Genomic DNA, 25,081 nt, shown 5'->3' with positions numbered 1-25,081 from the left:
CCCTCGACATGGCACGGTCGCGTACACATACCGGGCGGGACCGCTCCGCGCACGGGCCCCGACCGCCTGTACGGATCGTAGACGCGCGCCCGTGGTCGGCCCCGGCGAGGGTGCGACTCATGTGCACAGGAAAGGCTCCACCGCTGACCGTCCCGGCCGGGAGGACAGGGGCTGCAGGCGGTCGTCCCGTCCGGGGCGACCGGTGTGCCCGGTGGTCCGGGGCGGCCGCAGGCGCCAAGGGGCAACCCGTCGGAAGCCGTCGTCACCTGGTGGGCCACAATGAGCCCACGAGGCGACGGGGACCAGGAAGCCGGTGCGAGTCCGGCGCGGTCCCGCCACTGTGACCGGGGAGCGGTCCTCCCGCATGCCACCGTCCGCGCACGCGGAACGGGAAGGCGGAGGCGAGCGACGATCCGGGAGCCAGGAGACTGACCCGTCGCCGGTCCGACAGCAGGGGCGAGGACACCCCGGAGAGGATCGACTGTGACGACGCATGCCCGTACCGGGTCGACGTACCGGCCAGAACCCGGCAGACGGGGGGTGCTGGCCGCGGGAGGCGGCCTGGCGCTGGCCGCGTCCGGCCTGCTGGCCGGCTGTGGCGGCGACGGGACGGACGGGGGAGGCGGTGACCGCTTCCGCGCCGCGTTCACCGCCGGCGGCTCGCAGGAGACACTCGACCCCCACGTCGCTCCGAACTTCGTCGACCAGGCGCGCGCCAAGGCTTTGTACGACACACTCGGCACCTACGCGGACGACATGTCCGTCCGCGCCCGCCTCGCCGAGTCCTGGGAGAGCGACCGCTCCGGCACCCGGTGGCGGGTGCGTCTGCGCAAGGCCGAGTTCCACGACGGGAAGCCGGTCACCGCGAAGGACGTCCTCTACAGCTACCGGCGCGCAGCCGATCCGAAGACCGGGTCCCCCTCGCAGGAACTGCTGGCCGCGATCGACTTCGAGGCGGGGAAGAAGGACGGGGAGCGGTCCGTCGTCTTCGTGCTGAAGGCGCCGAACTTCGAGTTCCCGACCGTGTTCGCCGGGCCCGGTACCGAGATCGTTCCCGACGGGACGACGGACTTCCGCAAGCCGGTCGGCTCCGGCCCCTTCACCTACGTGTCCTTCACGCCCGGCGGCACCGCCCGCTACCGGCGCTGGGCGGACCACTGGGACGGTGCCCCGCACATCGCGGAGCTGGAGATCGTCCCCGCGAACGAGGAATCGGCGCGGCTCAACGCCCTGTTGTCGGGTCAGGTCCACTACGCGGCCGACATGGCCGGGGCCTCCGTCGAACGCTTGAAGAAGGAGGGTTCGACACGGCTGCTAACCGCGAAGCGGGCCACGGCCCAGCAGTTGCTGCTGCGCACCGGCCGCAAGCCGTTCGACGAACCGCGGCTGGTCCGGGCCCTGCAACTGGGCCTCGACCGGAAGGAATTGGTCCGCATCGCGCTGGCCGGACACGGCGAGGTGGGCAACGACCTGTTCGGTATGGGTCTGCGGGGCTATCCCGACGACCTGACGCCGCGCGAACGCGACGTCGAGGAGGCGCGGAAGCTCGTCAAGGAAGCCGGTGCGGACGGGCTGGAGATCACCGTGGAGACCAGCTCCGTCGACGCAGCCTGGGAGCCCGCGGCGGACCTGATGGCGCGCCAACTCCGCGAGGTGGGCCTGAAACTGTCCGCCCGCACCCGCGCTTCCAGCACCTACTTCAGCGAGATAGAGAACAAGGGCGTCGCCGCCTTCAACACCACCTCCACGCTGCCCGTCTCCGACTTCCTCCAGCAGCGGGTCCGCGGCGGTGCCGCCCGCAACCAGACGCAGTACGCGTCGAAGAAGTTCGACGCGCTGCTGGCCCGTGCCCGCACCACGCGCGACGAACACGACCGGCTGGCCCTGCTCGCCCGCGCCCAGAAGGCCGCCCGCGACGAGTCCGGCCTGCTGGTGTGGGCGTTCTCCGACGCCACCGACGCCATCGGCCCCTCGGTGCACGGCCTGCGCGCCGCACCGCCCAACTCGCACGACTGGGCCCGGTTCGACCGGGTGCGGCTGAGCTGAGATGCGCGGTTACCTCCTGCGGCGCTGCCTCCTGGCGCTGTTGCAGTGCCTGGTCGTCCTCGTCGCGGTGTTCTCCATCAGCTCACTGCTGCCCGGTGATGCGGCCGATGTGCTCCGTGGCGAACTCGGCACCCCGGAGCAGGTGGAAGCGCTGCGCGTTCGACTGGGCCTGGACGAGCCCGCCTGGGTGCGGTTCTGGCACTGGTTCGGCGGCCTGCTCACCGGCGACCTGGGGCGCTCCCTGACGACCGGGCTCCCGGTGAGTGGGGACCTCGGCCGCCGTACCGGGGTGACACTGCTGCTGGGCGTGCCGGCGCTGTTGCTGGTCACGGTACTGGCGCCGCTGCTCGGCACGGTCTGCGGACTGCGGGAAGGCAGCCGCCTCGACCGCGTGCTGAACTCCGCTGCCGTGGTGCTGCACGCCGTACCGGAGTTCGTGCTCGGGCTGCTGCTGGTTGCTTCGCTGTCGCTGGCGGCGGGGCTGCTGCCGGCCACCGCGGTGGGCATGGACACGGCCACGCTGTCGGCACAGCCCGCCGTGCTGGTGCTCCCCGTCACCGTGCTGACCGCCCGGCATCTGTGCGACCTGGCACGGCAGATCCGCGTGGGTGTGGTGGCGCAACGGCACAGTGCCGTTGCCGCACACCTGCGGCTGCTGGGGATGCGGGAGCGGACGGTGGTGCTGCGCCACGTGCTGCCCGGCGCCCTGGGCCCCGCCGCGCAGCAGTTCGCCCGGTGCGTGGAGGGGCTGCTGAGCGGTGCCGTGCTGGTGGAGGCGGTGTTCGGTTTCCGCGGGCTCGGCAGCGGCTTCGTCGAGGCGGTGCAGAACCGGGACCTGCCGCAGGTGCAGACGTACGCGTTGCTGTTCGCCGGTATCGCAGTGCTGGTGAACCTCGCCGCCGACCTGGCCGCCCACCGCCTCGCACCCCGGCGGGAGGTGACGGCGTGACGGGGCACGGGCCCGCGGGGGCCGGCACCGGCCGGGACCGCCGTCCGTGGACGGCTCTGGTGCTGCTCGGCGTACCGGTGCTCGTAGCCGTGCTGGGGCCCTGCCTGTGGCCGGGCGCAGAGACACCCTCTGCCGGGAGCGCGCTTCCCTCGCAGCCGCCCGGCGCGGGGCACCCGCTGGGCACGGACCTGCTGGGCCGCGACGTGCTGTGGCTCGTGCTGCACGGCGGTGCCTCGGTTCTGGGCAGCGCACTGGGAGCGCTGCTGGTCGGGGCGGCCGTGGGCGTGCCACTGGGACTGCTGGCCGCGGGTCCGCGGCGCGGCCTCGACGAAACGGTGATGCGCGGGCTGGACGTACTGCTCGCCTTCCCGGGACTGCTCGTGCTCATGACCTTGGCCGCGACCGGACACCGCGACTGGTACTGGCTGGTGACGGTCGCCGGAGTGCTCCAGGTCCCGGCCGTCGCGCGCCTGGTCCGCGGCGCCGTGCTCGCACCGGGCACGCGGACGGTTGTCGAGGCCCTGCGGATGCAGGGGCACGGCTGGACCTACATCCATCTGCGCCACCTGGCACGCGAGCTGGCCGCCCCGCTGGCCACCGACGCCGGCGGGCGGTTCGCCGTCGTGCTGTACCTTCTGGCATCCGCGAACTTTCTCGGCCTCGGACTGCCGGCGTCCTCACCGGACTGGGCCGTGCTCATCGAACGCAACAGCGACGCCCTGTTCACCCAGCCCGCCGCCGTGGTGGTGCCTGCCGGGCTGCTCACCGCGCTGTGCGTCGGCGGCAACCTCCTCGTGGACCACTCCCTGGCACGTGAGAGGAGGCTCCGGTGAGCGGGTCCGCACCCCTGCCGCTGCTGGACGTCCCGCAGATGTCCGCGCACGCCCACGGGGTCGGGCGTCCGCTCCTCGACCGGGTCGCACTGACGGTCCGGCCGGGGGCCGTCACCGCCGTCGTCGGGCCGTCGGGCAGTGGCAAGACGACGCTCGGACTGGCGGCGCTCGGTGCCTCGCGCGACGGCGTCACCCTGACGGGACGCGCGCTGCTGTCGGGTACGGACCTGCTGCGCATGGCACCGGCCCGGCGCAGCGCGGCCCGGGCGGGCCGGGCAGCGCATCTGCCGCAGCATCCGGAGACGGTGCTCGATCCGATCCGCCGGGTCGGTGGCGCGCTGACGGAGCTGGCCGCCCTCGGGGTTCCTGAACGCGCCGCACGGAGGGCCGCCGCCCGCCGGGCCACGGCTCGTGCCGGGCTGGAATGGGAGACCGTGCGTCGCCGCTTCCCGCACCAGCTCTCCGGCGGCCAGCAGCAACGGCTGGCACTCGCCTCCGCTCTGGTGACGGGCGCCCGGTTGCTGATACTGGACGAGCCGACAAGCGGCCTCGACCCGGCGCTCGCGCACGCCCTCGGCCGAACGGTGCGCCAGCTCGCCGACCAGGGAGCCGGCGTACTGCTGCTCAGCCACGACCTGCCGCTGGTCCGGCAGACGGCCGACCAGGTCGTCGTCCTGGAGCACGGCAGGGCGGTGGACGCCGGGCCGGTGGCCGAGGTTCTCGGCACCCGCCTCCCCGCACCCGGCGTGGAACCTGCCCCCGCGCAGCGTCCCACCCTCCGGCACCGGGCCACCCGGGAGTTGCTGGCTGCCGAACACCGCACCGGTGCTGGCAGCAACGGGGCGGACCGGAGCCCGGCCGGTCAGGACGTGGAAGGGCGCCGGGTGGTCGCCGCCACGGAGATCTCCGTACGCCGCCGGACCGGGGATCCTCTCCCGGGCCCGGTGTCCATGACGTTCCGGCCCGGCCGGACGACCGCGCTGCTGGGCCCGTCCGGCTCGGGGAAGACGACCTTCGCCCGAGTGCTGGCCGGCCTGGCCACGCCGTCCCGGGGCGAGGTCCGGTTCGACGGCCGGGCCCTACCCCGCCGGATAGACCGGCGCACGGCCGCACAGCGCCGCGCTGTCCAGTACGTGCACCAGAACAGCGCCGACTCCTTCGAGGGACACCGGCCGGTCGGCGGGCAGCTCGCGGACACCGCACGGCTGTTGCGCGGCCTGCCCCGCGAGGTGGCGGTGGCCGAAGCGGTCGAGACCGCCGATGCACTCGGACTCGACGAGGACCTGCTGCATCGCACCCCCGACCGGCTCTCGGGCGGCCAGCTCCAGCGCTGTGCTCTGGTGCGAGCCCTGACCGCCCGCCCGGCGCTGCTGGTCTGCGACGAGGTGACGTCGGCGCTGGACACGGTGTCCCGGGAGCGGCTCCTCGGCGCGCTGCCCCGCCTGCTCGCCCCTGCCGCGACCGCTCTCCTGTTCATCAGCCACGACCTGCCCGCAGTGCGGATGCTGGCCCACGAGGCCGTGCTGTTCGAGGCCGGCCGCTGTGTGCGGAGCGGACCGGTCGAGGACGTCGTACCGGCCGCCTGGCCCCGGGCACCCGGCCCCGCTCGTGACGCCGGTCCGCCGGCGCGGCAGTGACCGCGGGCGTCGCGGACGGGGACAGCCAAGCACGGCCGCGCGGGGACTGCCGGTTCCGGACCGCCAGTATGACCAGGCCGTTCGTGGCGACCGTCGTACTCCACCTGGTGGCCGGGCGCCGCACGGATCTCGACGCGCCGGTGGAGCGCTGCCTGCCCGGCCTCCTCCGCGGCCACGGCAACCACGGGCGGAGGAGCACAGCCCGTCAGCCCTCCCGTCCGAGCGGTTCGATGCACGTGGCCGGCACCGGCTTCCACCACTTCCCTGCCCGGCCACCGCACGACAGGCGCCGCCACGGTCGACGGCAGGCAGGCTGCGGACATGGTGAACCTTCCCCGGCTCCACCGATGCCTGGAGCAACGACATGACGGCCGCCGTCCGGACGGCACCGAGTGAGGACCGCTTCCCGAGCACGCGGTGGCGGCGGCACGGCGCGAGCACGACGTCGCTCGGTGTACTACCGGCCCAGCTCGGTACGGACCGTGGTCGAAGAAGGGCAGGCCACGCGGGGGCGTGCTCTGGGGGCCTCGTGCACAGAAGGCCGAGTCGCGGGAAGTGGGGCAGGGGCCGAGGATGGATGTCGCGTGGGAGGCCCCGGTGCTTCCGTCCGGCTCCAGCGAACCTCGGAGAGGCCATGTCGCGTCCTCGTCAGCAGCAGTCCCCGCCGGGCGTCACCTCCGCACTGGCGCCCGCACCCGACCACGGTGAGGAGAGCTACCGGGGATCGGGACGGCTGGCCGGCAAGGCAGCGGTGATCACGGGCGGGGACAGCGGTATCGGTCGTGCGGTGGCGCTGGCCTACGCCCGGGAAGGCGCAGACGTCCTGGTCTCGTACCTCGACGAGCACGAGGACGCGGAGGAGACACGGCGCTGGGTGGAGGATGCGGGGCGCACGTGCGTGCTGGTGCCCGGTGACGTGGCTGATCCGGCCCACTGCCGGTCGATCGTGGCGGCGGCCGTGCGGGAGTTCGGCCGCATCGACGTGCTCGTCAACAACGCCGCGTTCCAGATGACCCACGACTCCATCGAGGACATCCCGGACGAGGAGTGGGACCGCACTCTGGCGATCAACATCAGCGCCTTCTTCCACCTGGTCAAAGCCGCCGTCCCGCACATGAGTGCCGGTTCGGCGATCATCGGGAGCACCTCGGTCAATTCCGACAGCCCGCCGCCGCAGCTGCTGGCGTACAACGTCACCAAGGCCGGTATCGCCAACATGGTCGGGACTCTCTCCCAGATGCTGGGGCCGAGGGGGATCCGCGCCAACAGTGTCGCCCCGGGGCCGATCTGGACGCCGCTCATTCCGGCGACCATGCCGCCGGAGCAGGTGGAGAGCTTCGGGTCCCAGGTTCCGCTGGGGCGGCCGGGGCAGCCGGCCGAGCTGGCGGGGGTCTACGTGCTGCTGGCCTCGGACGAGGCCGGTTACGTCTCAGGGGCCCGGGTCGCGGTCACCGGTGGGCAGCCGATCCTGTGAGTGCCCCGAGCGGCCTGTACCCGTTGCGGCTGACGGTGATCTCCAAGCCGCTGGTCTTCGGCGGCCACGCGATCGCCCGCCGCCTGGGTAAGACCGGCATCCCCGACTGGAGCGTCGCGGAGACGTGGGAGTGCAGCGACGTCACAGGCAGCGGCAGCGCGGTGACCAACGGCCCCCTGGCGGGCCGGACCCTGCGCCAGGTGATCGCCGACCATCCCGAGGAGCTGATGGGGGAGGGCTGGACAGGCGAGCACTTCCCGGTGCTGACGAAGTTCATCGACGCGGCCGGCTCCCTGCCCGTGCATCTGCATGCCGACGACGAGGCCGCCCAACGCCTGGAGGGGCAGCCCAACGGCAAGACCGAGGCATGGCACATCCTTGACGCCGCGCCGGGCGCGACCGCCCTGTGCGGCGTCAAGGACGGCGTGACGAGTGACCGGCTGCGTGCCGCACTGGAGGCGCAGGACTTCGACGCCGTCCTGCGTCGCTTGCCGGTGCGGTCCGGGGAGACCGTGTACGTGCCCGGTGGCACCCTGCACACGTTCGGCCCCGACACGCTGGTCTACGAGATCGAACAGACCTCCGACATCCAGCAGCACGCGATGCGCTGGAGGATGGAGGACGGCTCCGCGGTGGGCGACGCGGAGTTCGGCTCCCATCTCGACATGCTGATGCGGCAGGTCGATCCGGGGGCGCGGCCGGACTTCACGCCCGGGCTCGGAATCGCCGTCGGTGACGGCGTGGAACGGGTCTTCCTGTGCGCGGGCCCCTGCTTCGCCCTCGAACGCTGGCGTGCAGGGACCGAGGAGCCTGTGCGCCACCTCTTCGCCACCGCACAGATCCTGTCCAATGTCGGACGCCCTGTGCGGGTGCGGACAGGGGAGTGGTGTGCGGAACTGGGCCGGGCGGAGACGCTGCTGCTCCCCGCGGCCTGCGGGAGCGTCGAGATCACCGGGCCGGCTGACGTCCTGTTCGGCTACCTGCCCGACCTCGACCGGGATGTCCGCGCCCCGCTGCTCGAAGCCGGCTACCCACTCCGGACCATCGACGCCCTCGGTGCGCCCGCGGGCTCCCGCGCAGCCGCGCACACGCCGGGCTCCTGACGGACGCCTGCACCGGTGGAGCAACGGGCCGGGCAGGGTCCCGGTGGATACGCGAAGCCACCACCACCGACCCGCCCCCGCCCCGCTCACGCGAGGTTTACCTTCCGGGCGGTCCTGGAAGTGGTGGCCCCGAGCCGCAGCGAGCTGGAGGTTCCGCACGGACGCGGCGACAGCACGTCGAGCGACCGCATCGCCGTAGGAGAGACACGTGGTGCAGGGGATCCGCAGGCAACCGGACCCGCGACCGTGTGGAGGCCCTCCCCGCAGAGGGATCGTGCAGGGCGCGGCGAGGGCCGCGAGGGCGCGTCGCTCGGGCCGGCGGAGGACGGGAACGCGGTGAACTCCGACGAGAGCCGCGAGCCCGCCGCGGCCCCCCGTCCGCCGCCCACGGGTGAGCGGCGCCGGTGACCGCGCGGGGCGGCACGGTGCTGCGTTGGGCGGGCTCGGCCGTCGGCGGGGTGGTCAGCGGCGCCTGGCGGCGGATCACCACAGGCCTGTGGCCGGTGCTCCAGCAGACAGCCGCAGCGACCCTGTCCTGGTGGATCGCTCGCCACGTCGTCGAGCACCATCAGCCCATCTTCGCTCCGATCACCACTCTCGTCGCTCTCAACGCCGCTCGCGGCGAGCGCGGCACCAACGCCCTGCGGTTCGTCCTCGGCGTTCTCGCGGGTGTCCTGGTCGCCCAGGTCACGATCGCGGTCCTGGGCCAGGGCTACGGCACGCTGGCCGCAGCCACGCTCGTGTCGATGCTCGTCGCCCTCGCCGTCGGCGGCGAACGGGTCACCCTCGCGCAGGCGGCCGTCAGCGCCATCCTGGCCATCGCCGTGGGAGGCCCGCAGAACGGGCCGGCGCGCGCCTACGACGCTCTTCTCGGCGGGGGCGTGGCTCTGGTCGTCAGCCAGGCGCTGTTCCCGAGCGAGCCGATCGGTCTGCTGCGGCGCGCCGAGTCGGCGGCGCTGTGCGACCTCGTCCAGGCGCTGCGCCTCACGGCCGGGGCGTCGTCTTCCGGGGGCGCGGTGTTCAGCGACTGGACGCGGGAACAGTTGCGCGTCGCCTACTCCGATCTCGCGAAGCTGAGCGCCACCCGTACACGTACCGGCACGGCTGCCCGTTGGTCGCCCGTGTGGTGGGGCCGGGGGAAGCGCGTCGGCCGGGAGAGGGCGAACGCCGCCCGGCTCGACCTGCTCGGCAACAGCTGTCTGACTCTGACCCGCACGATGCGCGCCCTCGATGAGGGGCACCGCTCCGCGCTGGTGCCTCTCGTCGGTGCGCTGGCCGACACGCTGGAGCGCCTGGCAGCCGCACCCGGCGACGGCGGCGTGCGGCAGCGGGAGGCCGAGCGTGTCGTCACCTTGGCCGGCCGGATCCCCGCCTCCGGTGACCTGCGGGAACCGGCCCTCGCCGTGTCCCGCGCGATGGTGCGGGCGGTGGCCTACGACGTACTGCTCTTCACCGGCGTCGGGGACGAGGAGGCCACCCGCGCCGTCCGTGAGGGCACCGGACGGGTGCGGGCGAGCACACCGGCGGCTCTGCGCCGGACGCCGTTCCGCAGGCACAGGCGGCACGAGCCGTGACCGGCGGCCCGTTGGGCGTCCCGATCGGCCGGGTGCGACGTCCGCGCCCTCGGCCTCGGTCAGCGGGACCGGACCAGCAGCATCCAGCAGAGCAGCACCGGGAGGACGAGAGCCGCGGCCGCGGCGTTGAGTCCGCCGAAACCGATGCTGTGCATCAGGGGACCCGCCAGTCCGGCACCGACGGCTGCGACGAGGTTCATCGCGGTGTCCGTGGTGCCTTGCAGACCTGGCCGGAGAGCGGTGGGCGTGGCTTCGGTGAGCATCGCGGAGCCGGCGACCAGGCTGAAGGACCATGAAGCTGCGAGTCGGCGTCGGCCGAAGTGGGCCGTCGATCAAGTGGTGTCACCGGAGCCGGTGCCCGACCCGATCTCCGTGATCTCGTAGACGGTGGCGGAGCTCGACGCCGGCCCGCGACAGGTCAACCGGTGCGGCGATGTGCGGCGGGCCTGCACGGTGACGTCGGAAACGGACGGATGGGGCGGGCGGCCGGCGATCCGGATCCGCCAGCGGTCGTCGTCGCGGAAGGTCTCGGTGACCACGTAGTCGTGCCGGCCTGCCGGGCCGAACCGGCTGAGCATCGCCGCGACAGCGGCCTGCTGGGGCGGCGGGAGATCCGTGTATCCGCGCAGGTGTTCCGCGTGGATACGGCCGGCCAGGTGTTGTTCGACCACCGGAAGGCAGGAGTCGGCGTCGAGGCCGCCGTAATAGACACCGTCGGGCGCGACCACCACGGTGGCGGCGAACCTGTCGCCGCCCACATGCGTGCATTCCCACACCAGATCCGGCCAGCGCTCGTGCAGGGCACGTGCCACGGGCCGTCCGCGGACCGCGCAGCAGGTGTCGTGCCGACCGTGGGTGCACACGAGGACGACGGGCGGGCAGCCGAGCTCCCCTGGTGCGTCGAGGGCCCCCGCGATTTGTGCCAAGTCCTCGTCACGCCTCCAGGTGCCCCAATGCTGGCGGTAGCCGCCCGAGTTGTCATGACGCAGGACCGCCCAGCGGCTGAGACCCTCGGCCCGGCGCCGCCCGTGCCGTCTGATCAGGAGCACTCGTGCACGCACCGCCTGGGCGGAGGAGTACACGAGTGCCTTGGTGCCGGGGTCGAGATCGAGACCGTCGAAGCCGTTGGCGGGCCAGCCGTCGCGGTATTCGACGAGGATCCACGCCACGCCGCGCGGCGCTGTGCCGGCCATCGGGTCGCCACGTCTTCGAGCGGCGTCGGCGCAGAAGAACCGGTCGGTTGCAGCCATTGCAGCGGCGTCACTGTTCGGCGGGGACGAGTACGCCCGCGCGCAGAAGTCTCTCGGCGAGGGCGAGGCCGAGGTCGCCGGCGGTGCGGACCTCACCGCCGAGCAGGCGGGCGACAGCCGGCAGATCGCTATACGGAAAGTCCAGCCAGCCCACCCGAGTGGTGAGGCGTGGGCCCACCAGCCGGGCCTCCAGCGCATCCCGAAGCCGCACCGGTGATGCGGGTCCGAGAGCGTCGAGAGCAGCGAGTTGAGCCAGCGGGCCCAGCGGCGCAGGGCGGCCCTGGCCTCGTCGGGCGCGGTGGAACGAGGGGCCCGGGTCGGCCTCTGCCACGGCGTCCAGGAGACGTTCCCGGACGAGGCCGATGTCACAGGACGCATCCTGTGCGCCCAGGGGGAGGGACGTACGCATCCCGGGGTCCTCGCGCAACATCGCCAGCGCTGCCTGGGTCAGATGCTCTGCCAGTGCGTACCGCGTCCAGCAGTGGATGCCGAACGTCAGGTGGATGGACACCTCGCCCTGAGCCCGCGCCGCGTGCAACCAGCCCCGCGGGAGGTAGAGGGTGTCGCCGGGCACCAGGACGGTGTCGAGGTACGCCGTTTCCTTCGCAGCTTCGGTGACGGCGGAGCGGTGATCCGTCCAGGGCTGGTCCCGTAGCGGGTCCGGATGCACAGGCTCGTGGATGAGCCAGCGTTTGGTGCCCTCGACCTGGACGATGAAGACGTCATGGACGTCGTAGTGGTCGTCGAAACCGCGGCTCTGCGGCGGTGTGACGTAGGCGTTGGCCTGCACCGGGTGCCCCAGCTCCGTACTCAGCCCGGAGCTGAGGTCCGCGACCGGTTCCCAGGTGCGCTGCAAGGCTTGGAGGACGAGCGTGGCGCCGTCGGCGAACCCGCGCCACACGGCAGTGTCGTCGAGTTGGTCGGAGATGGTGGCGCCGGCACCGGCCGACGAGGTGAACGACGACTCGGGAAGTGTGGAGCCGTCCTTGGCGACGCGAAGAAAGGGGGTGCGCAACCCGCGACGCGAGATCAGCTCGTCCGCGGCGTCGGCGGAGAACAGGTCGGAGAAGTCGCTCGCGCAACGCGTGAGCAGCGGAGTCCGCGCCCACACGTCGCGGGCGAACTCCTCCCGGCTCAGACGGGTCAGGCGCTTGTCCAGGACCCCGGCGCCTGATACGGCGCCGACGTCCTGAAGCTCGGCCTTGGGCGGTGAGGTCAAGAGCGGTTGCCGGACTCGTCCGCGCTGCCGTCGGCGCCGCCGTCGTGGACGCCGGGTGTGCCCCCGGCTCCGCCGTCTGCGGGTCCTTCGGCGCCGTCGTCGGCGCCGCCGTCGTGGACGCCGGGTGTGCCTCCCGCTCCAGCGTCCGCGGGACCCTCGGCGCTGCCGTCGGCGCCGCCGTCGTGGACGCCGGGTGTGCCCCCGGCTCCGCCGTCTGCGGGTCCTTCGGCGCCGTCGTCGGCGCCGCCGTCGTGGACCCCCGGCGTGCCTCCCGCTCCGGCGTCTGCGGGTCCTTCTTCCTCGCGGTCCTTCTTGGGATCGGTCATAGGCTCTCCAGAATCGGATGACTGGGACCAGGCCCCGCTCGGCGGCTGAGCGCCTCATGGGGACGAGTCTGCACAAACGGTCTCAATATCACCGTATCGCCACATGCCGGAGGTATCGATTCGAACCGGGGCGGCGGACGTGTCGACCGAGCGCTGTCGCGTGGACGGGCGCGAGCCGCATCGACGGCAGGGTGCGTGAGGCATGGCCGGGAGACATGCTGATCCGTCAGCCGAGAGAGCGCGGTCGAGGATTATTGAAAATGAATACCACCAGCGTGTAGCCTCGCTGAGAACCGTGCGAAGGAGGGCCGCGACCGCAGTGCGCGGAGGTGATCGCCTTCGCGCAGTCGGTCTCGTGGCTGGGGGCACGGGCCGACCGCATCGGCGCGGCACCGACCCGCCTCGGCCCGGAGGCCGGTTTCGAGCCCTCCAGGATGACGGGACCGGAACCTCTCATGTCCTTCGAGCGGCAGAGTGCACAGAACGCCGGTCCGGGCGACGAATGGGGCCAGGAGTCGCCCGGACCGGTACGCCTCCCGCCGTCACCGGAGGCCCCCTTTCCTCCGGCCCCGGAATCGGAGACGGCCATGACCATGCATACGGTGCGCACCGGAACGGTCCAGGAGACCCTGCTCATTCCCCTGTACGGGCGGGCGGTGGAGACACGCAAGGACGAACCCGCGCTCCGTGACCCCCGCGCTGAGGAGATCGTCGCCGCGATCGACTACGACTTCGCCCGCTTCGACGCTCTGCCGAGCCTGCTCGGCTCCACACTGCGGACCTGCCTGTTCGACCACTGGACCCGTACGTTCCTCGACCAGCACCCTGACGGCACGGTGGTGGAGCTGGGTGCGGGCCTCAACACCCGCTTCGAGCGCGTGGACAACGGGCGGGTCCGGTGGGTGGATCTGGACCTCCCCGATGTCGCCGCGCTGCGGCGCGAGTTCTTCTCCGAGACCGACCGGCGGCGTCTGGTGGCCGCCTCGGTCACCGACCACACCTGGGCCGACGAGATCGCGGAATTCGGCCAAGCGCCCTACCTGTTCTGCGCCGAGGCCGTCCTGCCGTATCTGGACGAGAAGGAGGTGCGTGCGGTGCACGACCTGATCGTCGAGAGGTTCCCCGGCTCACGCCTCGCCCTGGACACCGCGAGCCCCCGCGTCGTCGCCGCCCAGGACACGCATGACGCGTTGAGCAAGGTCGCTGCCCGGATGCGGTGGGGCTGCACTGACCCTCGCCGGCTCGCGGACTGGGCCCCCGGGTCCGAACTGTCGGCCTCACACACGCTGACGACGCTGCCCGCCCCTGTACACGACGCGCTGCCGGCACCGTACCAAGAGATGATGCGTGAACTCGCTCAGCAACGCCTGCCCGGAGTGGAGGAGTACACGTTGAATCTGGTGCAGCTGCCCTGACCGGAGCCGCTGCACAACGAGCTCTGCTGAAGGCTCTGTTGACGGTTGTGATGAAGGGCCCGTAGTGCCTGGCCGCCGTCTCGACGGCGGCCAGGCCGGGCTCCGCGGTCACTGCGGATCAGCGCTGAAGAGCGGGTCGTGAACCGCGCCCCAGCCCTCCGGACCCCACGACAGCTCCTCGTCGCTGAGCAGCGTCGCGTCGAGAGTCTCGTTCAGGTGCGAGGTGTCGAGATCGATGCCGGTGAAGGTGATCTCGTTGCGGCGCTCGCCGTAATAGGGGTCCCAGTACCAGGAGGCGAGCGTGCGCCGCTGCGGGGAGACCGCCCGCCAGGCGGCGTGGGCTGTGGTGTCCTCCAGCCAGTGCCCGGCCTCCCGCAGTTCCAGATGGGCCCCGGCCGACCGCCACGTGATGACGGAGGCGGGCCGGCTCGACAGCCATAGATGCCCGTGCCCTCGCACGACGCCGGGCAAAACGGCCCCGAGCGTGTCGGCCAACCGTTCGGGATGCACGGGACGCCGAGCACGCCACAGTACCGATGTGACCCCTCCGCCGGTTCCGGAGGGCGTGTGTGGCACGCCCACGGCATCCAGCCGGGTGAGCCAGTCGTCCGGCCCGCACCGGACACCAGGCTCGAAGAGGGCGGAAGGCAGCCCCGAGACGGCCTCTGCCGCAGGGGCGGAGGGGAGAACCAGGCATGCCGCCGTTCGGTTGAGGTGACCCAGCAGAGCAGCGACCCCGTCCGTGAGTGCGCCGCGGGTGTCGTGTGGCGCAGTCACCACGAGTGCGTTCGCCGTCTCCACCTGGCGGGCGGCAGCTTCCGCGCGAGTGATGGGCCGCCCGCGATCCCAGCCGGACCACTTCCGCACGGCGCTGTGGACACACCCGACGTCCGCCAGGAGCACGGTCGGTTCGATTCCGGTCAGTACAGGTCCCGGTGTGTAGTGGTCGTCCAAGGCGCTGTCGCTCAGGCTCTTACGCCACAGCTCGGCGAGGAAGGGCAGTGTGTCCACCTCGTCCGACAGGGTCAGGACGAGGTGCGGGTGCCGGGAGGCGCGCGCGAGGGACAGCAGGTCCTGCCGGACGATCACGGCGGGTGCGCCTGTCGCACCACGGACGGTCGTCTCCGAGAGGTGGTGCCCGGTTCCCGTCAGGAAGCGCTGGACAACGGGATAGCCCTCCTCTTCGCCGTGAAGTGAGACGGACAGCACGACGGAGTCGGGCAGGGTACGCAGTACGTGGTCGACCAACTCGCCTCGTGACTGCGGCGTGTTGCCTGTCACCACGCTCAACAGGGTCTTGGACACGCGCTCTCCGCTCAGTTCGGATGGGCCGTTCGCAGAGGCGAGCGCCGCGCCAGCAGACGCGCCGGGAGTGTTCCGTCGTTCGGCATGCCGGCGAGGAGCCAGACGGACACCGCCTCGACGTCCTCCATGGCCAGGATCGGCCCGAGCCGGACGGGCGGGCCACTGGGCTCGCGGTCCCTCGTGCAGGGCTGGACGACGGTGACGAGTCCCGCTGCCCGGCGAGGACACCTCACGAGAGGTGCCAGACACCCGCTGGTGACCATGACCCCGTGCGGACAGCCACGTACGGCCACACGCAGGCGTTCGAGAGGCCCGTCCAGCTTGTGCGGTCGGATGCTCCCTGATGCATGGATGCACCGGATGGCCCGAGTCGCGGGCCAGGACCTACCGCGAACGCGGCTACTGGGAGGGCCGCACCCTGGGCAGCGTGCTGCGCGAAGCGGCACGCACCACGCCGGACTCCGTCGCTCTGGTGGACGGCGCCCGCCGGTGGTCGTACGGGGAGCTGGACCTGGCCGCCGACCACCTGGCCACCGGCCTGCGCCGCCTGGGCCTGAGCGCCGGGGACCGGGTGCTGGTGCAGCTGCCCAACTCGGCGGAGTTCGTCGTCCTGTCCTTCGCGCTCTTCCGGCTCGGCGCCGTCCCCGTGATGGCGCTGCCCGCCCACCGGGAGGCGGACCTGCTGCACCTGGCCGACCTCTCGCAGGCCGTCGCCTACGTCATCGCCGACACCCATGCCGGTTACGACTACCGCCCCCTGGCCCGCACACTGCTCGACCGCGCGCCCGGCCTCCGGCACGTCCTCGTGCACGGCGACGCGGCGGAGTTCACGAACTTGGCCGGCGTCTACACCGATCCCGAGCCCCTGGCGGGGCCCGAGGCGAGTGACGTGGCACTCCTTCTGCTGTCCGGAGGCACCACGGGCGCCCCCAAACTGATCCCGCGCACGCACGACGACTACCTGTACAACGCGACCGCCAGCGCCCGCGTCGCTGGAATCGGCGCCCACACCCGGTACCTCGCGGCGCTGCCCGCCGCGCACAACTTCCCCCTCGCCTGCCCCGGCATCCTGGGAACGCTCTTTCGCGGCGGCACCGTCGTGCTGTGCCCCAACCCGAGCCCCGACGCGGCGTTTCCGCTCATCGCACGGGAAGGGGTGACGGTGACGGCCCTCGTCCCCTCGCTCGTGCTGCTCTGGCTGGAGGCCGCGCAGTGGAGCGACGACGACCTCGACTCCCTCCAGCTGCTCCAGGTCGGCGGGTCCAAGCTCAAGCCGGAGGTGGCCGCCCGTGTCGGCGCCGGCCTGGGCTGCCGCCTCCAGCAGGTCTTCGGCATGGCGGAGGGGCTGCTGAACTACACCCGTCTCGACGACCCCGAGGAACTCGTCCTCCATACGCAGGGCCGCCCGCTGTCGCCCCACGACGAGGTGCGGATCGTGGGACCGGACGGTGCCGAGGTGGCGGCCGGCGAGGTCGGTGAGCTCCAGGTGCGCGGCCCCTACACGCTGTGCGGCTACTACCGCGCCGCTGAGCACAACGCGACGGCCTTCACCGAGGACGGCTTCTTCCGCAGTGGAGACCTCGTGCGCAGACTTCCGAGCGGCCACCTGGTCGTGGAGGGGAGAGTCAAGGAAGTCATCAACCGGGGCGGGGAGAAGATTCCGGTCGAAGAGGTCGAGAACCACCTGCTGAGCCACCCGGGCGTCCATGATGTGGCTCTCCTGCCACTGCCCGACCCCTCGCTGGGCGAGCGTAGCTGTGCCTGCCTCGTCGCGCGGGGAGAAGCCCCCACGTACGCACAGGTGTCGGCGCATCTCCGGGAGAGGGGCGTGGCACAGTTCAAGATCCCGGACGAGGTGCGGGTGCTGCGGTCACTGCCGCGCACCCCGCTCGGCAAGATCGACAAGAACGCGGTGCTGCGACAGCTCAGGGGCGGCGGCTGAAAGGCGGGGTCGCCCGGCCGGGGTGACCCCGCCCCGGCATCACGGTCACGGCCGTGAAGGGTGGCGCACCTGCGCCGCTGCGGCGGAAGCAAGGGCTCAAGACCCTTCCGGGCACCATCGCCCCTTGTCGAGGGCGCGGCGGAGGCGGGGGAGGGCGTCCAGGAGAGCGGCGATCGCGGGGCGCGTCGCGTTGGCCGCCAGGTACACGAAGCGCAGCTCCACACTCCAGTGGGGGAGGTGCACGGGGAGCAGGCGTACGGCGCCGTCGTGCAGGGATCCGTGCGCCGCGAACTGCGGTACCACAGCGAGGCGGTCGGTGTCGCAGGCCAGTCTGATCGCCGTCTCCGGTGACCCCGTGGTGTGCACCGGCCGGTCGCGTCGTCGACCCGGATGGTCGAAGACCTGCGCGAGAGGCCCGCCCTCCGCGTCCCACTGGTAGACGACGAGCGCATGGTCGACCAGATCGTCCGGCTGCAACGGGCCGCGCCCGCACAGGGGGTGGCCGGGCCGGCACACGGCGATCATCGGCGAGGCCGTCAGCCGTTCCGAGCGCAGCACTCCGGTCGCGACCTGGGTCAGCAGGAAGCCTCCGTGCGCGCTGCCGTCCCGTACCTGCTCCACGACCTCACGGCCGTGCGCTACGCGGCCGTGCACCGCGACCGGCAAGCCGTCCAGTGCGCGGAATGCCAGCGGGAAGACGGTCGAGGCGAAGCTGTTCGGCGCGGCGAGGACGAGCCGTTCGGGTGTGCCGGTGTCCAGCCCGTGCACGGCTTCGTCCAGCAGATCGAGGCATCTGCGTGCGTATCCCGCAAGCCGCTGCCCGGCGGGAGTGAGGGTGCTGCCGCGCGCGCCACGCACGAACAGCGTCTCGCCCAGCCTGCGTTCCAAGCCGGAGACCCGCGCGCTCACCGACGGAGCAGCGAGGCGCAGTTCGGTGGCGGCGGCGCTGAAGCTGCCGAGCCGCGCGATGGCTGCCAGCACCACGAGGTCCATCGTCTCCAGCTTCGCCCCGGACATAGGGAGAGCCTAACGCCAGGCATAGCACGATTCGGCCTACCGGAACTCTCCGCAGGGGCCGAACCTGAAGTGGTGACGAACGGCCTTCGGCCGTGCAGCCATTCGGAAAGGACAACGCCGGTCGAACTCACACGTCCCGAGTGAGAGGTGTCGTGGATCGATGCGGACTTCACTTCGAGGAAAACTCATCCGTAAGGCGTTGCTGCCCGGCGCCGTCAGTCTCGCTCTCCTGGCAGCTTGCGCCAATCCCGATGACGGCTCCGAGGGCAGGCTGGGTGAACGCTCCCGGAACGCCGTGAACGACGTGACGCGCAAGCCTGCCGTTGCCGCCATGGTGCCCTCCGACATCGCGCGGCGAGGGTATCTGACCGCCGCGGTCAATCCCTCCTCTCCGCCGGTCAAGTTCATCGACGCGGACGGGCGGATCACCGGTCTGACTCCGCAACTGGTCACGGCCGCGGCCAAGATCATGGGGATCGAGGTCCGCATGCAGCAGACCTCTTTCGACGCGCTGATCCCTGGGCTGGAATCCCGCCGGTTCGATGTGATCCTGTCCATCAACGATCTGGCGGAACGCCGCAGCAGCACGGACTTCATCGACTACATGAAGACGGGGACCGCCATTCTCGCCAAGCCCACCCTGGGACGCGAAAGGGTGACGCCCCGCAGCCTTTGCGGACTGTCCGTCGGCTATGTCCGCGGCAACGTACAGCAAAGCCTGGTCGGCAAGGCCTCCCGCCGGTGCCACGAGGCCGGGAAACCTCAGGTGTCCGGGTCCGGATTCCAGGACCTGAACGCCGCGATGCTGGCGGTGCAGAGCGGGCAGGTGGACGTGGCCTGGGGAGATGCTCCGGCCGTCTCCTACAACGCCAGAAGAAACCCGGAACTCTACAAGGAGGTGTACCGGGAGGTCTCCGGCCCTTACGGGGTGGGTGTCAATGTGCATCAGCCGGAACTCCGCAAAGCATTGCATGCCGCACTGCGAGCATGCGTGGCGAGCGGGATGTACGAGAAGCTCCTCGCCGACTACGGACTGAGTGACTACGCACTGCCGGACATGCCGATCAATGCGGGGCCTTCCGATGACAGTGAATGAAACACTCGACCAGGACCGCGTCACCGACCTCCACGACAAGCCGATCCGCAGCCCCAAGCGCCTGGCTCACTGGCTGACCTACGCCCTCGGCGTGCTTGTGCTCGTCCTGGCCATCCGGTTCTTCGCTTTCAACCCGCGTTGGGAGTGGCCGACCATATGGTCCTGGCTGTTCAGCGCCCGGGTTCTGTCGGGCCTGGCACACACCATCCTGATCACCGTGTGTTCGACTGTGGCGGGCCTGCTGCTCGGACTGGTCGTCGCCGCGGCCCGGCTGTCGGAGTTCGCCGTCCTGCGGACCGTGGCCGCGGCTTATGTGTGGGTCATCCGCGCCACACCGGGGCTCGTGCTGATCCTGTTCATCTACTTCTTCGCGGCGCTCGTGCCCACGTTGGGTCTGGGGCTCCCCGGCTTCGGACCGATCGTGGAGGTTCCGACCAATGAAGTCGTCTCGCAGTTCTCCGCCGCGGTCATCGGCCTCTCCGCATACCTCGGCGCCTACTCGTCGGAAATCTTCCGGGGAGGCGTTCTGTCGATCCCCTCCGGACAGTTCGAAGCATGCCATTCGCTGGGACTGTCGGCGTGGAAGACCTACACCAAGGTGATCGGGCCGCAGATCGTCCGGGTCATCACCCCGCCGCTGGCGAACGAAGTCGTCACGATGTTCAAGAACACCTCGCTGGTCTCCGTCATCGGGTACGTGGAGCTTCTCACCACCGTGCAGTTGGTGTACTCGCAGAATTTCAAGACCGTCCCGCTGCTGACGGTCGCAGTCATCTGGTACCTCGCGCTGACCAGCCTGGCGATGCTCGGGCAGTCCCAGCTCGAAAAGCGCTTCGGGCGAGGGTTCGCGCGCCGCACCGTCAAAACCACCGGGGAATCGGGGAGTGTGCCGTCATGAGCGAACAGCCGTTGCTCCGCATACGAGCGGTGGAGAAGTACTTCGGTGACTTCGCGGCCCTCAAGTCGGTCAGTCTGACGATCGAGGCGGGCACCGTCACCTGTCTGGTAGGCCCCTCGGGATCGGGGAAGAGCACGCTGTTGCGCACGATGAATCTCCTGGAGACCATCGACCGCGGTGGCATCTATCTGCGAGGGGAGATGCTGGGCTTCACCGTCAAGGGTGATCACAGGCGTCCAGCAGGGAAGAAGAAGGCCCGCCGGCAGGCCGCCCATTTCGGCATGGTGTTCCAGAACTTCAACCTCATTCCCCAACTTACGGCCACCGGCAACGTCATGCTCGGCCCCGTCGAGGTACTCGGCACCGACCGGGCAACGGCGCGGCACCGAGCCCACGAGCTGCTCAGGCGCGTAGGGCTGGAGGGCCGCTTCGGGCACTACCCGGCTGAGCTGTCCGGAGGACAGCAGCAACGCGTCGCGATCGCCCGAGCGCTGGCGATGAAACCCAGCGTCCTGCTCTTCGACGAACCGACCAGCGCACTCGACGCCGAACTGGTCGCCGAGGTGCTCGAAGTCATCAAGGAACTCGCCCAGGAGGGCTTCACCATGCTCATCGTCACCCACGAGTTGGCGTTCGCCCGGGACATCGCCGATCACGTCGTCATGATGGACCAGGGCGAGATCATCGAAAGCGGCCCGCCGGACAGCGTCCTGCACCACCCCCGCACCGAGCGGGCCAGGAAGTTCTTCGCGAGCGTGAACCGCTGATGGGGACGCCCGACACGGATCTGCTGGACCGCCGCCGGCTGTCGTCGGTCACGGCGCAGGACCTGGCACGCCAGGGAAGCGCGAAGTGGAACCGCGTGCCAGGTGCGCTCGGTGCTTCCGTGGCAGAGATGGACCTTCCCCCCGACCGGCGCATCGTCGACACCTTGGTGGCCTCGGCCAGAAGGGGACAGTTCGGCTACTTCCCACCCGCGCTGGCCGACCGGCTGGCGGAGGCGTGTGCCTGGTTCCAGCGCACCCACTACGGATGGCAGGTCGACGCACACCGGGTACGGGCGGTGGGCGATGTCATGGTGGCGCTGGAGACCACCATCGAGTGGTTCACCCCCCGGGGGTCGCCCATCGTGGTGCTGACACCTGCCTACATGCCATTCCTCACGGCCCCGGCGCGGATCGGACGACAGGTCGTCCAGGTCGCCATGAGGGAGACCACCCACACCTGGGAGATGGACCTCGCGGCGATCGACGCCGCACTGCGGGACGGTGCGGGCCTGGTCGTGCTGTGCAACCCGCACAACCCGATCGGCAAGGTCTACCAGGAAGCCGAACTGCGAGCCCTGAGTGAGGTCGTCGAGCGGCACGGTGCCCGGGTCTTCGCCGACGAGATCCATGCCCCGCTGGTCCACCCGGGCGCCCGCCACCGGTGCTATGCCTCGCTCGACGAAGCCACCGCCAGGCACACGATCACTGCCACGTCGGCCTCGAAGGCGTGGAACATGCCCGGCCTGAAGTGCGCCCAGGTCGTGCTGGGCAGCCAGGACGCACACGTGTGGGACGCGATCCGGCACTCGTCCTCACGCGGGGCGTCGAACCCCGGTGCCGAAGCAACCATCACCGCCTACTACGAAGGCGGTCCGTGGCTCGCTGAGGTTCTCCGTTACCTGGAGACGAACCGGCAGGTACTGGCCGACCTGGTGGCCCGGCACCTGCCCCGTGCGCGCCTGAACCAGCCGGAGGCCACCTACCTCGGCTGGCTCGACTGCCGCGGACTCCGCCTCGGACCCCGCCCCGGCGCGTACTTCCTGGACCACGCCTCCGTGTCGGTGACAGAGGGAGCCATGTGCGGCGTCGCCGGAGAGGGCCGCATACGACTCAACTTCGCCACACCGACCCACATCCTCGAACAGATCGTCACCGCGATGGGCAGGTCGCTGCCCTCCGCCACCCCGCCCGCAGACGCGTATGAACGAGAAAGCGAGAACACACCATGAGCCGACCGTCGATCGCCGTCATCGGCGCGGGAATCATCGGGCTGTCCCTCGCCCGTTGCCTGGCCAAGGAGGGCGCCGACGTCACCGTCTTCGAGCGCTCCCGCATCGGTGCGGGCACCAGCTCGGCGACCTTCGCGTGGATCAACTCGAACGGTAAGTCACCTGATTCCTACTACGAGTTGAACCTGGCAGGAATGCGGGAGCACGAAGAACTGCAACGTGACACCACCACTGAAGCGCAGTGGTACATGCAGACCGGGACGTACGAGTGGACGACCGGCTCGGCATCCGAGGAACGTCTCACTGCCCGTGTCCAGCGACTCGTGGATCTCGGCTATCCGGTGCGCAAGGTCACCGCGGACCAGTTGCGGGGCAGGATCCCGGAGCTCGGTCTTTCCCCTCGGGCGTCGGAGATCGTGCACTTCCCGACGGAGGGGTACGTCACGCCGGGCGTTCTGATGGCCTGGCTGTGGTCGCAAGCCCGCGGTGACGGCGCCAGGTTGCGAGCCCCGGTCGACGTGGTGGACATCGCAGAGAAGCCCGGTGGAGTCTCGCTCCACCTCAGCACAGGCGAGACCTGGCAGGGGGACTACGTGGTCAGTGCGGCTGGACGGTGGAGCGCATCGATCATGTCGCTGCTCGGCATGAAGTTCGCCATGATCGACGCGGACCAGCCCAACAAATTCGCCTGCGGATTCCTCGGGTACACCGATCCGCAGCCCGTACAGCTCAGCTCCAACCTCATCACGCCGGAGATGAACGTACGCCCTGACGGCGGCGGTCGCCTCCTGCTGCAGACACCTGACCTCGATCACCGGGCCGATCCTGCCTATCAGGCCGACCCGCAGGCGCTCATCGGCACGGAGATGTTGCGCCGATTGAACCGGCTGTTCGAGAACACCTCTCACGCACGCATCGTGAAGCTCGCAGTCGGTCAGCGCTCCCGTCCGGCCGACGGTCTGCCGGCCGTGGGTTTTGTGACAGAGGCCGCACGTGTCTACCTGGTGGCCACGCACAGCGGGATCACTCTGGCACCTCTGCTCGGCAGGCTCGTCAGCTCCGAAATCCTCACGGGCGACCGTTCGGCGTTGCTCGCCGACTACTCACCGGACCGTCTCATCGGCAAGACCGTTTCGGATTTCCCCAAGTTCGCCACTCTTCATTTTCCCGCCGCCCAGTAGCTCGCGACATCGGTACGAGAAGGTGCCGTGCCCGCCCGCAGGGCCGTCGGAACAGGCGGGCACGGCGATGAGAGCCGGTTGGTCAGCTCTCAGTCCGGATGGCCCGGGTCCCCGCTCGGCGGCGCGTCGCCCATGCGGCGGCGCCGCCGAGGGCGACCAGCGCGGCGGCCGCGCCGGTCAGCCCGGAGGCGGGAAGGTGCGTACCCGTGGTGGCGAGGGAGCCGGATCCGGCATCCCCCGGGCCGCCCACGTTCTCGGCACCTCCCGTGGCGGCCGCCTCCGTGCCGCCCGAGGCACCCTCCGAGCCGGAGCCCGCGCCCGAACCGGCCCCCGGCAGCGAGGCGTTCTCGCTCAGGGAGACGGCTGCGGTGACGGGGTCGAGGGCGTCGCCCGCCTGGTAGAAGCCGCCGAAGGCCTTGGCGCCTGTCTTGGTGAGAGTGGCGGGCGCCTTCTTCACCGTGACGACGTCCTTGTGCGCGGTGAGCGCACCGCTGTCCAGCTTCAGTGTCGCGACGGTGACGTTCTTGTCGGTCGAGACCTTGCCGCTCGTCCGGTCCTTGGCCCGGATGTCGGCGACGAGACTGCCCTTGGTGCCTTCGGCCTCGACGCCGAGGTGGGAGAAGGTGAGGTCGAGGCTGTACGAACCGCCCTCCTTGTGGCCGAGGAAGCGCACCCCGCCCGTGAAGGAGGCGTTCAGACTGCCCGTCTCGAAGTCGCCGGAGCCCTTGGTGAACCGGTAGCCGCCGCTGGTGGACTCGGCGCCGTCGAGGGTCTCCACCTTGCCGTGGGCGATGGGACCTGTGACATAGGAGCGGAAGGACGCCTTCACGCCCCAGTCGAGGTTGCCGTCGACGACGGCGCCGGAGGCGGGCTGCTGTGATCCGCCGCTCCCGGAGGCGGCGGACCCGCTGCCGCCGGAGCCCGAGTCGCCGCCTGCCGTGCTCGTGGATCCGCCCGAGGTGGACGCGGCTCCTCCGGCGGACGCTCCGCCGCTCCGGGAACCACCGTCCGTGCTCCCGCCGCTTCCGGAGGCCGAGCCGTCGCCGCCCGAGGAGCCGTCGGTGCTCCCGGTGTCGGGGGTGACGCTCAGGGACACCGGATCGAGCTTTTCGCCCTTCTGGTAGTAGCCCTCGAAGGCCTTGGACCCGCCCTCGGTGAGCGTGGCGGGGACGTCGGAGTACGTGAGCGCACCGTCCTGGCCCGAGCCGGGCTCGATCCCGGACAGGTCGAGGTCGGCGAGTGCCACGTCCTCCTGGACCTCCTCGGGCTCCCCGCTGCCGTCCTCTCCCGTTCCGTTGGCGACGTCGGCGGTGAGCGTGCCGGTGTTGCCCTTCGTCTCCATCGAGAACCCGGACAGCTTGATGTCCAGCGCACCGTCGTGCCCGTACAGATGGACGCTGCCGTGGAAGGCGGAGGACACGGCGTGGGAGTCCGCGTCGTAGCTTCCGGAGCCGTCGGTGAAGCGGAACGTGCCGTCGGCATTGGTGCGTGCGCCGTCGGCGGTGGTGATCTTTCCGTGGGCTATCGGGCCGGTGAGGTAGTCGCGGAACGACTTCTTGACGCCCCAGTCCAGCGTGCCGTCCGTGAGCGGAACGGAGGCGGGGGCGGCCACCGGCACACCGGTGCGGGCGGGGCCCGGTGCCGCGAGGGCGGGGAGCGCGGAGGCGGTGACGCCCAGGACGGTCGCCGTGGCCGCGGCCAGCGCGAGGGCGCCGCCGCGAGGCCGGAGTCGTCGCGGTCGTCCGGCGGTGTCGGTCCGGGCGTTGACGGTCATGGTCGCTGTCTCCTCGAAGGTGGGGTGGGCGGGACGGGGACTGTCA

Annotated in this window: 22 protein-coding genes and 1 riboswitch; of the genes, 15 read left to right on the top strand and 7 right to left on the bottom strand. The window is 71.0% G+C overall.

Translation table 11 applies throughout. The features are described from left to right. The first annotated feature begins 303 nt into the window (after positions 1-303). Positions 304-431, top strand: a riboswitch (cobalamin riboswitch). A 52-nt stretch (positions 432-483) separates the two neighbouring features. From H297_RS0104955 to H297_RS0104925, 8 genes are all read left to right on the top strand, one after another. After that, complete coding sequence (locus tag H297_RS0104955; protein ID WP_486589407.1) at positions 484-2,046, top strand: ABC transporter substrate-binding protein; 1,563 nt, start codon at positions 484-486, stop codon at positions 2,044-2,046. A 1-nt stretch (position 2,047) separates the two neighbouring features. After that, positions 2,048-2,995: an ABC transporter permease gene (locus H297_RS0104950; protein WP_027736143.1), complete on the top strand. Its 948-nt coding sequence runs from the start codon at positions 2,048-2,050 to the stop codon at positions 2,993-2,995. Then, positions 2,992-3,828, top strand: coding sequence for an ABC transporter permease (locus H297_RS34560; RefSeq protein WP_051351541.1), 837 nt, complete (start codon positions 2,992-2,994; stop codon positions 3,826-3,828). Before H297_RS0104950 ends, H297_RS34560 begins: the two co-directional genes overlap by 4 nt. Further along, positions 3,825-5,465 (top strand): ATP-binding cassette domain-containing protein, encoded by a 1,641-nt coding sequence (locus H297_RS34555; protein ID WP_051351540.1) that lies wholly within the window; start codon positions 3,825-3,827, stop codon positions 5,463-5,465. The genes H297_RS34560 and H297_RS34555 overlap by 4 nt, the downstream gene beginning before the upstream one ends. Continuing rightward, positions 5,462-5,833 (top strand): serine hydrolase domain-containing protein, encoded by a 372-nt coding sequence (locus H297_RS41180; protein ID WP_078513750.1) that lies wholly within the window; start codon positions 5,462-5,464, stop codon positions 5,831-5,833. Before H297_RS34555 ends, H297_RS41180 begins: the two co-directional genes overlap by 4 nt. A 266-nt stretch (positions 5,834-6,099) precedes the next feature. Beyond that, on the top strand, positions 6,100-6,939 hold the full coding sequence (locus H297_RS0104935; protein WP_027736142.1) for an SDR family oxidoreductase: 840 nt from the start codon (positions 6,100-6,102) through the stop codon (positions 6,937-6,939). Continuing rightward, on the top strand, positions 6,936-8,042 hold the full coding sequence (locus H297_RS0104930) for a type I phosphomannose isomerase catalytic subunit (protein WP_027736141.1): 1,107 nt from the start codon (positions 6,936-6,938) through the stop codon (positions 8,040-8,042). The genes H297_RS0104935 and H297_RS0104930 overlap by 4 nt, the downstream gene beginning before the upstream one ends. Positions 8,043-8,446: 404 nt before the next feature. Further along, positions 8,447-9,616 (top strand): FUSC family protein, encoded by a 1,170-nt coding sequence (locus H297_RS0104925; protein ID WP_106959558.1) that lies wholly within the window; start codon positions 8,447-8,449, stop codon positions 9,614-9,616. Positions 9,617-9,675: 59 nt separating this feature from the next. Here H297_RS0104925 and H297_RS0104920 read toward each other — a convergent pair whose 3' ends face one another. From H297_RS0104920 to H297_RS44015, 4 genes are all read right to left on the bottom strand, one after another. Then, a complete protein-coding gene (locus H297_RS0104920; RefSeq protein WP_158693641.1) occupies positions 9,676-9,816 on the bottom strand; it encodes a hypothetical protein in 141 nt (46 codons plus the stop codon). A gap of 132 nt (positions 9,817-9,948) precedes the next feature. Then, positions 9,949-10,866, bottom strand: a complete 918-nt coding sequence (locus H297_RS0104915; protein WP_027736138.1) for a sucrase ferredoxin — start codon at positions 10,864-10,866, stop codon at positions 9,949-9,951. A 10-nt stretch (positions 10,867-10,876) separates the two neighbouring features. Continuing rightward, complete coding sequence (locus H297_RS0104910) at positions 10,877-12,085, bottom strand: JmjC domain-containing protein (RefSeq protein ID WP_027736137.1); 1,209 nt, start codon at positions 12,083-12,085, stop codon at positions 10,877-10,879. Continuing rightward, entirely contained in the window at positions 12,082-12,411 is a 330-nt protein-coding gene (locus H297_RS44015; protein ID WP_027736136.1) for a hypothetical protein, read from the bottom strand. The genes H297_RS0104910 and H297_RS44015 overlap by 4 nt, the downstream gene beginning before the upstream one ends. Before the next feature lie 587 nt (positions 12,412-12,998). On the opposite strand from H297_RS44015, the gene H297_RS0104900 reads away from it, so the two are divergent. Next, on the top strand, positions 12,999-13,826 hold the full coding sequence (locus tag H297_RS0104900; RefSeq protein WP_027736135.1) for a class I SAM-dependent methyltransferase: 828 nt from the start codon (positions 12,999-13,001) through the stop codon (positions 13,824-13,826). A 108-nt stretch (positions 13,827-13,934) separates the two neighbouring features. On the opposite strand, the gene H297_RS0104895 is transcribed toward H297_RS0104900, so the two are convergent. Then, positions 13,935-15,131, bottom strand: a complete 1,197-nt coding sequence (locus tag H297_RS0104895) for a CobW C-terminal domain-containing protein (protein ID WP_051351539.1) — start codon at positions 15,129-15,131, stop codon at positions 13,935-13,937. A 343-nt stretch (positions 15,132-15,474) separates the two neighbouring features. Here H297_RS0104895 and H297_RS0104885 point away from each other — a divergent pair, with 343 nt between their 5' ends. After that, complete coding sequence (locus H297_RS0104885; protein WP_199787144.1) at positions 15,475-17,073, top strand: AMP-binding protein; 1,599 nt, start codon at positions 15,475-15,477, stop codon at positions 17,071-17,073. Positions 17,074-17,169: 96 nt separating this feature from the next. Here the strand turns inward: H297_RS0104885 and H297_RS0104880 are convergent, their stop codons facing one another. Then, positions 17,170-18,090 carry a LysR family transcriptional regulator gene (locus H297_RS0104880; RefSeq protein ID WP_027736131.1) on the bottom strand — a complete coding sequence of 307 codons (921 nt, stop codon included), beginning with the start codon at positions 18,088-18,090 and terminating at the stop codon, positions 17,170-17,172. Positions 18,091-18,250: 160 nt separating this feature from the next. Between H297_RS0104880 and H297_RS0104875 the strand changes: the two genes are divergently transcribed. The 5 genes from H297_RS0104875 to H297_RS0104855 are packed head-to-tail and all read left to right on the top strand — an operon-like array spanning position 18,251 to position 23,261. Beyond that, the gene (locus tag H297_RS0104875; protein WP_078513749.1) at positions 18,251-19,186 is read left to right on the top strand and encodes an ABC transporter substrate-binding protein; all 936 of its coding nucleotides are present in this window, start codon (positions 18,251-18,253) and stop codon (positions 19,184-19,186) included. Further along, complete coding sequence (locus tag H297_RS0104870) at positions 19,173-20,084, top strand: amino acid ABC transporter permease (protein WP_027736129.1); 912 nt, start codon at positions 19,173-19,175, stop codon at positions 20,082-20,084. The genes H297_RS0104875 and H297_RS0104870 overlap by 14 nt, the downstream gene beginning before the upstream one ends. Beyond that, the gene (locus H297_RS0104865) at positions 20,081-20,851 is read left to right on the top strand and encodes an amino acid ABC transporter ATP-binding protein (RefSeq protein WP_027736128.1); all 771 of its coding nucleotides are present in this window, start codon (positions 20,081-20,083) and stop codon (positions 20,849-20,851) included. Before H297_RS0104870 ends, H297_RS0104865 begins: the two co-directional genes overlap by 4 nt. Continuing rightward, positions 20,851-22,080, top strand: a complete 1,230-nt coding sequence (locus H297_RS34550; RefSeq protein ID WP_051351536.1) for an aminotransferase class I/II-fold pyridoxal phosphate-dependent enzyme — start codon at positions 20,851-20,853, stop codon at positions 22,078-22,080. The genes H297_RS0104865 and H297_RS34550 overlap by 1 nt, the downstream gene beginning before the upstream one ends. Next, entirely contained in the window at positions 22,077-23,261 is a 1,185-nt protein-coding gene (locus H297_RS0104855; protein ID WP_027736127.1) for an FAD-dependent oxidoreductase, read from the top strand. The genes H297_RS34550 and H297_RS0104855 overlap by 4 nt, the downstream gene beginning before the upstream one ends. 82 nt (positions 23,262-23,343) lie before the next feature. Here the strand turns inward: H297_RS0104855 and H297_RS0104850 are convergent, their stop codons facing one another. Further along, the gene (locus H297_RS0104850; RefSeq protein WP_051351535.1) at positions 23,344-25,035 is read right to left on the bottom strand and encodes an HtaA domain-containing protein; all 1,692 of its coding nucleotides are present in this window, start codon (positions 25,033-25,035) and stop codon (positions 23,344-23,346) included. Positions 25,036-25,081 lie beyond the last annotated feature (46 nt).

It is taken from the genome of Streptomyces sp. CNT360 (genome assembly GCF_000424785.1).
This window is presented reverse-complemented; position numbering and strand designations above follow the sequence as displayed.